Annotated in this window: 7 protein-coding genes and 3 pseudogenes; 4 read left to right on the top strand and 6 right to left on the bottom strand. The window is 68.4% G+C overall.

The window, feature by feature from the left end; genetic code table 11:
- Positions 1-78 precede the first annotated feature (78 nt).
- A complete protein-coding gene (locus OXS27_RS30550) occupies positions 79-264 on the top strand; it encodes a DUF2934 domain-containing protein (RefSeq protein WP_267361383.1) in 186 nt (61 codons plus the stop codon).
- A gap of 188 nt (positions 265-452) precedes the next feature.
- Here the strand turns inward: OXS27_RS30550 and OXS27_RS30545 are convergent, their stop codons facing one another.
- Both OXS27_RS30545 and OXS27_RS30540 read right to left on the bottom strand, forming a co-directional pair.
- The gene (locus tag OXS27_RS30545) at positions 453-2,690 is read right to left on the bottom strand and encodes an ATP-binding protein (protein ID WP_267361381.1); all 2,238 of its coding nucleotides are present in this window, start codon (positions 2,688-2,690) and stop codon (positions 453-455) included.
- Between the two features lie 205 nt (positions 2,691-2,895).
- A complete protein-coding gene (locus OXS27_RS30540; RefSeq protein WP_267361380.1) occupies positions 2,896-3,174 on the bottom strand; it encodes a hypothetical protein in 279 nt (92 codons plus the stop codon).
- 156 nt (positions 3,175-3,330) lie between these two features.
- On the opposite strand from OXS27_RS30540, the pseudogene OXS27_RS30535 reads away from it, so the two are divergent.
- Positions 3,331-3,945 (top strand): annotated as a pseudogene (locus tag OXS27_RS30535) (sensor histidine kinase); the annotation flags it as partial.
- Between the two features lie 37 nt (positions 3,946-3,982).
- Here OXS27_RS30535 and OXS27_RS30530 read toward each other — a convergent pair.
- Genes OXS27_RS30530 through OXS27_RS30520 form a run of 3 tightly spaced genes read right to left on the bottom strand, consistent with a single transcriptional unit; the run spans position 3,983 to position 8,428 of the window.
- Positions 3,983-5,725 (bottom strand): response regulator, encoded by a 1,743-nt coding sequence (locus tag OXS27_RS30530; protein WP_267361378.1) that lies wholly within the window; start codon positions 5,723-5,725, stop codon positions 3,983-3,985.
- A complete protein-coding gene (locus OXS27_RS30525) occupies positions 5,707-6,168 on the bottom strand; it encodes a response regulator (protein WP_267361376.1) in 462 nt (153 codons plus the stop codon). The genes OXS27_RS30530 and OXS27_RS30525 overlap by 19 nt, the downstream gene beginning before the upstream one ends.
- Before the next feature lies 1 nt (position 6,169).
- Positions 6,170-8,428, bottom strand: coding sequence for an ATP-binding protein (locus tag OXS27_RS30520; protein ID WP_267361374.1), 2,259 nt, complete (start codon positions 8,426-8,428; stop codon positions 6,170-6,172).
- A 194-nt stretch (positions 8,429-8,622) separates the two neighbouring features.
- On the opposite strand from OXS27_RS30520, the gene OXS27_RS30515 reads away from it, so the two are divergent.
- Positions 8,623-9,294: a GAF domain-containing protein gene (locus tag OXS27_RS30515; protein WP_267361373.1), complete on the top strand. Its 672-nt coding sequence runs from the start codon at positions 8,623-8,625 to the stop codon at positions 9,292-9,294.
- Between the two features lie 30 nt (positions 9,295-9,324).
- Positions 9,325-10,410 (top strand): annotated as a pseudogene (locus OXS27_RS30510) (ATP-binding protein); the annotation flags it as partial.
- 35 nt (positions 10,411-10,445) lie between these two features.
- Here OXS27_RS30510 and OXS27_RS30505 read toward each other — a convergent pair.
- Positions 10,446-10,572 (bottom strand): annotated as a pseudogene (locus OXS27_RS30505) (IS3 family transposase); the annotation flags it as partial.

The following is a 10,572-nucleotide window of genomic DNA, read 5'->3' as shown; positions in this document are numbered from 1 at the left end:
CTAGATCACGTCTTGTCAGACTCGCTTGCAGGAGTGCGAGACCCTCACCCTGCACCTCATGAGGAAGGTCCCGCCGTCTTGGACCGCGAGATCCGCGACAGGGCATGCAACATCTGGGAGAGGCATAACCGCCCCAAGGGCTTCGAGATCTATTTCTTGCTGACGGCCAAACGCGATTTGTCGTCCGAGCGCCGTGCGGAGAAGCACGCCGGGGCCGATCCGGCCCCCGGCGGGCAGGCGCCGGATCGAAGGCAGCGGTGCTGATCAGGAGCTGGGCGGGTACAGAACGGGTTGACGAGGCATCCCCTGCACAAAAAGACGGAGTCCCACCGTGCCTCAGATGTTCGACTGGATCTTCTTCGCAATCATGATCCCTTTCCCCGCCTTCCTGGTCTGGGACTGGTACCGCCACCGGGACGCCCGGCAGCTCTGAAGCCTCCGAGCCTGCCTCCTCAAGCCCGCGAAGGCGCCCCACGCCGGCTGCGGCGCAGGGCGCCTCGAAGGACGCGGGAGACCTGCTCGGCCGAGTACGGCTTCTGCAGCAGTTCGAAGCCGTGCGAGCCCTCCTGTGCGAGGACGTGGCTGTAGCCTGAGGTCAACACGACCGGCAGGTCCGGCAGCCTCCGCATGAGCAGACGCGCGAGTTCGACCCCACCCATTCCGGGCATGACCACATCCGAGAACACGGCGTCGAAGCCGGCGCCATCGGCCCCGAGCCGCTCCATGGCCTCCTCCGCGTTAGCCGCCCAGGCGGTGCTGTAGCCGAGGTCCTCCAGGATCTGCGTTGCGAACCGTCCGACTCCCACGTTGTCCTCGACCACCAGCACCCGCTGGCCCGTGCCGCCGGGCTCGATGGTCGCCGCATTGCCCGTGGTGTCTCCCCCGTGCGCCTCCTGCTCGACCGCAGGCAGGTACAGGGTGAAGGTCGTTCCGACCCCCACCTCGCTGGTCACGTCCACGTCGCCGCCGGACTGCTTGGCGAAGCCGAACACCTGGCTGAGGCCGAGCCCGGTGCCCTTACCGACTTCCTTGGTGGTGAAGAACGGCTCGAAGATCTTTTCGATAATGTCGCTCGGGATGCCCGAACCCGTATCTGTGAGCGATACGGCCGCGAACGGGCCGGGGGCACTGGCGTGGCCGCGGATAGCCGGCAAGGATGACCTGCACGCTAGCCGCAGCGTCAGCCGGCCCTCGCCGTTCATCGCGTCCCGGGCGTTGACACCCATGTTGACGAGCGCCGTCTCGAACTGACTGATGTCGACCCGCACGTGGCAGGGGTGCTTGGGCAACTCGGTCACCACCTCGATGCGCGCGCCTGTAACCGTCTCCAGCAGATCGGCCACGCTGTGGAGGCGCGCCCCGACGTCGAGCGTCTCGGGCCTGAGCGTCTGACGCCTTGCGAAGGCCAGGAGCTGCCCGGTCAGCTTGGCGGCGCGGTCGACCGTCTCCGACACGGCGTTGAGGTAACGGTCCCTGCGTTCCGGCGCGAGGTCGGGGCGGCGCAGGAAATCGACCGAGGAGCGGATGATGGTAAGCAGGTTGTTGAAGTCGTGGGCCACGCCCCCGGTCAACTGGCCGACCGCCTCCAGCTTCTGCGACTGTCTCAGCACGGCCTCGGTTTCGGCGAGCTTGGCGGTGCGCTCCTCGACGCGCTGCTCAAGGGTCGCGTTCAGGGCTTCGAGTTTCGCAACCGCCCTCACGCGTTCGATGTGCGCCCAGGAGCGTTCCGTGACCTCTGTGATCAGCGCGAGGTCGTAGTCTGACCAGGTGCGGGGAATGCGGTCGTGGATGGCCATGAGCGCGGTCAGGCGCCCGTCCTTGACGAGCGGCATGCAGATCGTGGCCGCGACGCCGATGGCCTGGAAGGTCGCCGCCTCCTCGGGTGCGAGTTCCGCCAGGTTGTCGTGGATGACCAGGGGGTGGCCGCCCGCGAGGTCCCGGACGGCGCGAGTTCCGAAATCGGCCAGGCTGTAGTGCCCGACGATGCTGGGTGAGCCTTCGGCCGCCCAGTCGCCGCGGATGGTGAACCCGTCCCCGTCGGGGTCCATGTCCGCGTAGGCGCAATTGGAGAGACCGAGATGCCCGGCGACCATCCTGGTGGTCGTCGCGAGGATCTCGTCCGCATCGGTGCTCTTGGCCGTTTCCTTCCCGAGCAGGTCGAGGAACTGGAGACGCGCCCCGTTGGCGCGCAGGGCCGCCTCGGCCTGCACCCGCCCGGTCGTCTCGGTGCAGGCGCAGAACATGCCGACGACCCTGTCCTCCCCGTCGCGGACCGGCGAGTAGGAAAAGGTGAACCAAGTCAGCTCGTCGTGGCCGCGCCGGTTCATGGTCAGCGGCATGTCGGCCGACCAGGTCGGCTCGCCGGCAAGCGCCCGCTCAATCAGCGGCGCGATGTCGTGCCAGATCTCCGGCCAGATGTCGTAGAAGCGGGCGCCGAGTGCGGCGGGATGCTTGTCCCCCAGGATCTCGGCGTAAGCGTCGTTGTAGATGAATCCGAGCTCGGGCCCGAACGCCACGAACATCGGGAAGCGGGAGTTCAGTATCAGGCTCACGGTCGAGCGTAGGCAAGGCGGCCAGGTATCCGGGTGGCCGAGCGGCGAGCCCGACCAGTCGCGGGCCCTCGTGAACGCGCCCATTCGCCCGCCGTCGGTGAGGAAGTACGGAAACCCGGATGCGACGGTCTCGGTCATCTGTGCGGCACGGCCTCGTCAGGTCAAAGGCCTGGGCCGACATCGACCACACCCGCCGTACCAGTCAATCCATCATGGGTCCGGTGGTTTCTACCAGTACGGCCCGTGTAGCCGGGTTTCGGCTCCTCCGGCCCGGCGGCGCATACCCGGCGCGTCCTTGGCAAGGTGCGCGCGGCTGCCCCGTCGCCACCTCGTGGTGCCGCGATCAAGGCCTGGTCTTCGCACCTCTCTTCCTGGCCGCCTCGACGTCGATCTCGCGAACCTGTCCGGAACGCAGTCCGAGCTCGGAGACCTGATCGCTGTTCAGGACGCAGCGTGAGAGTACCGCTTGGTGATCTCCCGAGATGCAGGAGCGCACCGCCGTGAGTGCCGCGGAGCGTGGCATCAGGGCCACGAAGAGGCGGGCGGGCGCGCACCGCTTCTCGGGCGCGAAAACCTCGACAAGGTACGCACCGGAGCCGTCCAGGCCGTCGGCCGTCGTCATGTCCAAGCTCATGCCATCCCGGTAGCGGCCGGCCGTTGGCCGCGCTTCGGCCGGCATGAACCGAAGGCAAGCTAGCTGCCTTTGCTATGGAGGTTGTCCATCCGAGGGTGTCGAGCGAGGCTGTGGTTGCGAAGCCTGCAAGCTCGGACTCGGAGCCTTCTGACGGGCGAGTTGCAGCACCGGGTGAAGAACACGCTGGCGATGGTCCAAGCTATCGCCGCGCGGACGTTCCGCAACGTCACCGATGTCGACGCTGCGCGCGAGGCATTCTCGGCGCGCCTGATCTCACTTGGCGGCGCGCACGATATTCTGACCCAGGCGAGCTGGACGGAAGCCACCATCACCGAGGTCGTCGACGGCGCGCTCTTGGTCCACCGCGGCGGGGTTCCCTCCCGCATCCGAACCAGCGGCCCGAACGTGCCCCTGGGGGCGAAGCCGGCCCTCGCCCTCGCGCTTGCCCTGCACGCACTCGCCACCAACGCCGGCAAGTACGGAGCGCTCTCGAACGATGTCGGCACGATCGACCTACGCTGGCATGTGGTGTACGAGGACGGGGCGCCCCACTTCCGTCTGACCTGGTCGGAGCAGGGCGGCCCGCCGATCCTGGCGCAGCCGACCCGCCGCGGCTTCGGCTCGCGCCTGATCGAACGCAGCTTCGCCTCCGAGGTAGGCGGCGACGTGAGGCTGATCTACGCCCCGACCGACCTGACATGCCGCATCGAGGCGCCGCTCGCCGCGATGCAGGAAGCCGGCGGGGACGCGGCGGCGTGATGCCGCCGGCCTGAATGACCGGGCGTCGGAGTGGCGCTCACGCGTTCCCGCCCCGGTCGAACACTAGCCGCAGTCCGGGAGCCTGTTGCCGAGCCAGCGCCGCGGCGACTTTCCGTTCAAGCTCGCCGTCTCGGAATGGCTTCAGCACGATGGCGTCGGCGCCTCCGGCTCCTGCCTGCGCCAGGGCGGCGGTATCGGCAAACCCCGTGACGAACAGCACCGGCATCCCCGGCCAGCGCTTGCGGATCTCGATTGCCACCTCGGCCCCGTTCATGCCCGGCATGGCGAAGTCGAGGACGACGAGATCGACACAGGGATCCGCTTCCAGGGAGGCCAGGGCCTGCAGGCCCGAGGCTGCCTCGCGCACCTTGTGCCCGACCTCGGCGAGCCTCGTCACTGTGACCTCCCGGACCTCGGCGTCGTCGTCCACGACGAGGAGCGTCGGCTTGCTGCCGGGCGGATGCGTCACCGCGCAGTCGACGGGCTTGGCCTTCTCGATCATGGCCATCCCCTCTCCCACGACCCGCGGTAGGTAGACTTTGATCGAGGTGCCCTCGCCCAGCACCGTGTCAATCCGGATGCCGCCGCCGGATTGCTTCACGAACCCGAACACCTGCGCGAGCCCGAGGCCCGAGCCCTTGCCGACCTCCTTGGTAGTGAAGAACGGCTCGAACACCCGGGCGAGCACTTCCGGCCGCATGCCGGTCCCGGTGTCGCTGACCGAGACCATGACGTATTCGCCGGGCTGGGGCTGTTCCGGCCGGCTCGGGGCGCCGGTGACGATGACGTTGGCGGTCTCGATGGTGAGGCGGCCGCCCACCGCCATCGCGTCGCGGGCGTTGATCGCGAGGTTGAGGATGACGAGCTCGATCTGCGTGGCGTCGATGAGCGCCGGCCACAGGTCGACCCGGAGCGTGGTCTCGATCTGCACTGCGCCGCCGATGGAGCTCTGAAGCAGGTCGCGCATTGAGGCGACGGTGTCGTTCAGGCCGACGGGCGTCGGCTCGAGCCGCTGGCGGCGCGAGAAGGCGAGGAGTTGCGCCGTGAGGCGAGCGCCACGATCCGCCGCTCCCTTCATCATGGAGAGCCGGCGCTTCGAGCGGTCGTCGGAGACCGCGCGCTCCAAGAACTCGATATTGCCGGCGATGACGGTGAGCAGGTTGTTGAAGTCGTGGGCGACACCGGAGGTCAACTGCCCGACCGCTTCCAGTCGCTGGTTCAGCCGCAGGGCGTCCTCGACCCGCTCGCGCTCGCGGATCTCGCGCTTAAGATCGGCGTTGGCCTCGGCGAGTTCGCGCGTTCGCTCGGCGATGCGCGCCTCCAGCGTCCCGTTGAGGGCTTGCAGGGCGGCCTCGGCCGCGCGTCTGTCAGTGCGGCCGCGCGCTTCCGACAGGGCCCGGACGACGGTGCGGGCCATGCGGTCGAGCCGCTGCTTCGTGACGTAGTCGGTGGCGCCGTTCTTCAGCGCCTCGACCGCCACCTCCTCGCCGAGCGTCCCTGAGCAGAAGATGAACGGGATGTCCGGGCACTGCTCGCGGGCGATGCCGAGAGCGCTGACGCCGTCGAAGGTCGGCAGGACGTAATCCGCCAGGATGAGGTCATGCCGGCCCGGCATGGCGGCGGCGGCGAACGCGTCGCGCGTCATTACCCGCTCAATCACGAACGGATGGCCGAGGTTGTCCAGCTCGGCCTCAATAAGCTCCGCGTCGAGGTCGCTGTCCTCCAGGTGCAGGATGCGCAGCGGTCCCGCGGAGGGCCCAATCACCCGTTCGATGGCCATCCTCCCCTGTGCGGGGGCGCCTCGTTGAGCAACGCCCAGAACACGCCGAGTTCCTTGATTGCGGCGAAGAACTCGTCGAAGGCCACGGGCTTCACCACGAAGGCGTTCACCCCGAGGTCGTAGGAGCGGACCACGTCGGTCTCCTCCCGCGACGAGGTCAACATGACCACCGGTATGCCACGTGTCGCCGGGTCGCCCTTCACTCTCGCCAGCACCTCCAGGCCGTCGACCTTGGGCAGCTTCAGGTCGAGCAGCACGACCGCCGGGTCCTGGACCTGCCGGTTCATGTGCGGCCCCCGGCGGTAAATGAAGTCGAGCGCCTCCGCCCCGTCGCGGCAGATGACGATCTGGTTCGCGAGCTGGCTCGATTCCAGCGCCGCCAGGGTCAGCTCGATGTCGTTGGGGTTGTCCTCGACGAGGAGGATCGGCTTCAGGCCGGCCATGTCAGCGTACCTCCTCTCGGAGCGGTAGGGTGAAGGTGAAGGTCGCGCCCTCGCCGAGCCGACCCTCGGCCCAGGCCCGGCCGCCGTGGCGCTCGACGATGCGGCGCACGTTGGCGAGGCCGATGCCGGTGCCCTCGAACTCCTCGACCCGGTGCAGGCGCTGGAATACTCCGAACAGCTTGTCGACGTAGGCCATGTCGAAGCCGACGCCGTTGTCGCGTACGAAGAACACCGCTTCGCCATCCTGCGGCGGCAGGCGCCCGATCTCGATGACCGCCTCGGGCCGGTCGCGGGTGTACTTCACGGCGTTCGAGAGCAGGTTCTCGATGACGAGCCGCAGCATAAAGGGGTCGGCATAGACGCGACCGAGGGCGCCGATCTCCCAACGCACTTTGCGGTCGGGGCCGATGTCGCGCTCGACCTTGCGCCTCACCTCGTCGACCAGGGCGCCCATCTCGCCCGAGTTCTTGTTCAGCGCGTGCCTGCCCATCTGTGAGAAGCTCAGCAGGTTGTCGACGAGCGTGCCGGCCGAGAGGGCGGCCTCGATGATGGTGTCGACGTAGTGCCGGCCCTTCTCCGAGAGGCTCGCGCCCTCGCGGTTCCTGAGGAGGTTCGAGTAGCCGACGATGTGCCGGAACGGCGCCCGCAGGTCGTGGCTGACTGAGTACGAGAACGCCTCAAGCTCCTTGTTCGAGCGCTGGAGCTCCTCGCTCATCGCGGCGAGCTCCTCGGCCCGGCGCAGCACAATGCCTAGCACCGAGGCGCGCAGGTCCTTGGCCGCCTCGACCTCCGGGACGGACCATGGCAGCGCCCGGCCCTGCACCGTCTCCTTCCAGATCTCGAAGGACTTGCGCGGATGCAGGCGGTCCGGCCCGCCTTGCGGGTCCGGCACCGCCGGCTTGACCGGGTTGCCACCCCATTTGACCGTGCGCACCACCTCGGGCCTGAACCAGAGGATGTAGCTCGCGTACTTCTTCGAGATCGAGATCGCGAGGAGCCCGCTGGCCCGGTCGGCGTAGGCCTCCGCCCCGGGGATAGCTTCCGACAGGGCCTCGGACCCGTAGATCTCGTCGGTGTTACCGCGTGCCGACAGCCAATCGTACATGGCTCGCACATCCCGCTCGTCCGGCGTCGTGCCCATGAGCCGGCAGCGGTCCGCGGTCACGACGGCCGCGCCCGCAGCGTTCATCAGGGCCATGACGTCGTCGGGATGGTTGAGGAGGCCGTCGACGAAGCTGTCCTCCTCCGCCATGAACCCGAGGAGACGCGCCTGCACCTGCCCGAGCGCCAGCCGCTGCTCGGCCTGGGCGCCGCGCTCCCGCGCCGAGAGCTGCAAGGCGAAGATCTGGGTGAGCACGTCGCAGGCGTTGCGGGCGTGCAGAGGCACGCGCTTGGGCTCGGCGTTGTGGCAGGAGATCAGGCCCCACAGGGCGCCGTCGATAAGGATGGACACCGACATGGACGCCATCGTGCCCATGTTGCGCATGTACTCGACGTGGACCGGCGAGACGGAGCGCAACACGGACTGGCTGAGGTCGAGCGGCTTTCCCGAGGGCGTCGTCGCCGGCAGGATCGGCACGGGCGCGTAACCCGCGTCGGGGATGATGCGCATGCGGTTGCGGCGGTAGAGTTCGCGCGCCTGCGCGGGAATGTCGGAGGCCGGGAAGCGCAGGTCGAGGTAGCTCGGCAGCGCGCCGTTGCCGTCCTCGGCCAGCACGGTGCCGTGCCAGTCCCGGTCGAACCGGTAGACCAGCGCCCGGTCGAGGCCGGTGACGGCGCGGATGTCCTCCGCGACGAGCTGGCAGAGCTCCTCGATGCCCCGGGCTGCGTGCAGCCGCTCAACGAAGGTGCGCAGCCGCGGCGTGAACACATCGAGGCCGAGGTCCGTCGCCGCTGCGTCGACCTCCTCCAGTTCCAGCACCACCAGACCGTCGACGCGGTGCGCTGCGACCTCGTAGGTCAGGCGCGCGGCGTCGGATGTGAGCGTCACGGTGCGGAGGTAAGCCGCGCCCTTTTGCTGGCCGGCATCGTCGAGATGACGACGGACGATGGCCGCGAGGTGCGGGAACACCGCGTCGAGGGCCATGCCGACGACCACCTCGGCCGGGGCGTTGGCGCTGGCCTGCACGACGGTCAGGGACGGCGGGTCGAGGACGAGAAGGAAGCCGTGCGGCTGGACGCTGCCAACGACGTGGATCGGCTCGCGGTCGCATGCCGTGAGGTCGACCTGCTGCTGGACCTGTTCGCTCGGCTGGCTCACGGAGATCGCATCCCGGTGTGGGCCGGATGCGGACCCTCGGGCTCCTTTTACCAGCGCGCTTTCGGGCTCCATATAGTCACAAAACACCGATACGGAACTTGTCCCTGGCGCTTGGGTCCCGGTTCAATCTGTCGCGCGCCTCTCTTCCCCTGTCTCGGCTTGATCGGTCGATCCGTCATCGACACGCTCCCGCCATGTCACCGGATACAGACGATCGCATCCGCGCTGAGGCTCTCGCCGGCTACGCGATCCTTGATATGCCGCCCCAGCCCGCCTTCGACGACATTGCCTTGCTCGCCTCCCAGGTGTGCGGGACGCCAATGGCGTTGGTCTCGCTCGTCGACGAGGACCGCCAGTGGTTCAAGGCGCATATCGGTTTCGAGGCATGCGAGACTGACCTGGCGCGTTCGGTCTGCCTCTACGCCATCGCCGAGACTGGCCTCACGGTCATCCCGGACCTTGCCGGCGATCCCCGGACCTGGGCCACCCCGGCCGTGACCGATCCGGGCGGCCTGCGCTTCTACGCGGGCGCGCCGCTCGCGACCGCAGAGGGCGTGGCCATCGGCACCCTATGCGTGCTCGACACTGTCCCGCGACCCGACGGCCTGACGCCGGACCAGGCATCCGCGCTGACGATGCTTGGCCGGCAGGTCATGGCGCAACTCGAACTACGCCGCTCGGTCGCCGACCTCGCCGTAAGGACCGCGACCCTGCGCGAGAGCGAGAGCCGCCTGCGCACCGTTTTCCAGACCATCTACCAGCTGCAAGGACTCCTGAGCCCCGAGGGCACCGTCGTCGACGTCAACGAGACGGCCTTGAGAGTGGTGGAACGGCGGCTCGACGAGGTCGTCGGCAAGCCGTTCTAAGAAGGGCCGTGGTTCGCGGCGACGTCGGGATTGCCCGACAGGCTACGGGCCTCGGTGGCAGCCGCGGCCGCGGGTTCCACCGTCCGCGAGGAGATCGAGGCACGGCTGCCGGACGGGATGCGAACCTTTGAGCTCGCACTCCTCCCGGTTCCGGGACCCGACGGCACCACCACCCTCGTGGTGGTCGAGGCCGTCGACCTGACCGAGCGTCGCGCCGCTGAGGGGCAGCTACGGCAGTCCCAAAAAATGGAGGCGGTGGGGCAGTCGACTGGCGGAATCGCGCACGATTTCAACAATATGCTCGCGGTCATCGCCGGCAGCCTGAACCTGTTGGAGCGGCGGCTTGCCAAGGGCGAGACCGATGTTGGGCGCTACGTCGACGCCGCTTTGGACGGGGCGGGCAGGGCCGCCGCCCTGACCCATCGGCTGCTTGCCTTCTCACGGCAGCAGCCCCTGGCGCCCGAGGCCATCGATGCGAACCGCATGGTGGCCGGGATGCACGACCTGCTGGTTCGCACGCTCGGGGAGGAGATTCGTGTCGAGACCGTGCTGTCGGCCGGCCTGTGGAAGGCCCACGCCGATCCGAGCCAGCTGGAGAACGTGATCCTGAACCTCGGCGTCAACGCCCGGGACGCGATGCCGGACGGCGGCCGGCTTACCATCGAGACCAACAACGCCCACGTCGACGACGACTACGGGCGCGAGCACGACATCGCGTCCGGGCAGTACGTGCTCGTGGCGGTATCGGACACCGGCACCGGCATGGCCGCCAACGTGGTCGCCAGGGCGTTCGACCCGTTCTTCACCACCAAGGCGCCCGGCAAGCGCACCGGGCTCGGCCTCAGCCAAGTCTTCGGGTTCGTGCGGCAATCGGGCGGCCACGTGAAGATCTACTCCGAGGCCGGTCACAGCACGACGCTTAAGATCTACCTCCCGCGCTTCCACGGCCCAGAAGAGCCGCCGCCCGAAGCCCCGCTCCGGGCCGGACGCGGCTCGCGCGGCACCGAGACCATCCTCGTGGTGGAGGACGACGAGCGCATGCGCGCCTACTCGGTAGAGTCCCTGCGGGAGCTCGGATACGACGTCTCTCACGCCCCGGGCGGCGCGGACGCCCTGCGCATGTTCGAGGCGGGGCGGACCTTCGACTTGCTGTCGTCGATCAGCGTCAGGATGCGCAGAGAGCGCCCATCGTGCGTCTGGGCTTGCACGAAGTCGAAGCTCCAGACGTGATTGCGGTGAAGCGGTCGTAGCCGCACGCAGGAGCCGTCGTTCAGCCAT

This window comes from Methylobacterium sp. GC_Met_3 (assembly GCF_026540775.1).
Lineage (GTDB): Bacteria > Pseudomonadota > Alphaproteobacteria > Rhizobiales > Beijerinckiaceae > Methylobacterium.
This window is presented reverse-complemented; position numbering and strand designations above follow the sequence as displayed.

Excerpts from the sequence above, each read along its gene's own strand:
- OXS27_RS30545 (WP_267361381.1), bottom strand. The coding sequence starts at position 2,690 with ATGACCGAGACCGTCGCATCCGGGTTTCCGTACTTCCTCACCGACGGC.
- OXS27_RS30540 (WP_267361380.1), bottom strand. The coding sequence starts at position 3,174 with ATGACGACGGCCGACGGCCTGGACGGCTCCGGTGCGTACCTTGTCGAG.
- OXS27_RS30530 (WP_267361378.1), bottom strand. The coding sequence starts at position 5,725 with ATGGCCATCGAACGGGTGATTGGGCCCTCCGCGGGACCGCTGCGCATC.
- OXS27_RS30525 (WP_267361376.1), bottom strand. The coding sequence starts at position 6,168 with ATGGCCGGCCTGAAGCCGATCCTCCTCGTCGAGGACAACCCCAACGAC.
- OXS27_RS30515 (WP_267361373.1), top strand. The coding sequence starts at position 8,623 with ATGTCACCGGATACAGACGATCGCATCCGCGCTGAGGCTCTCGCCGGC.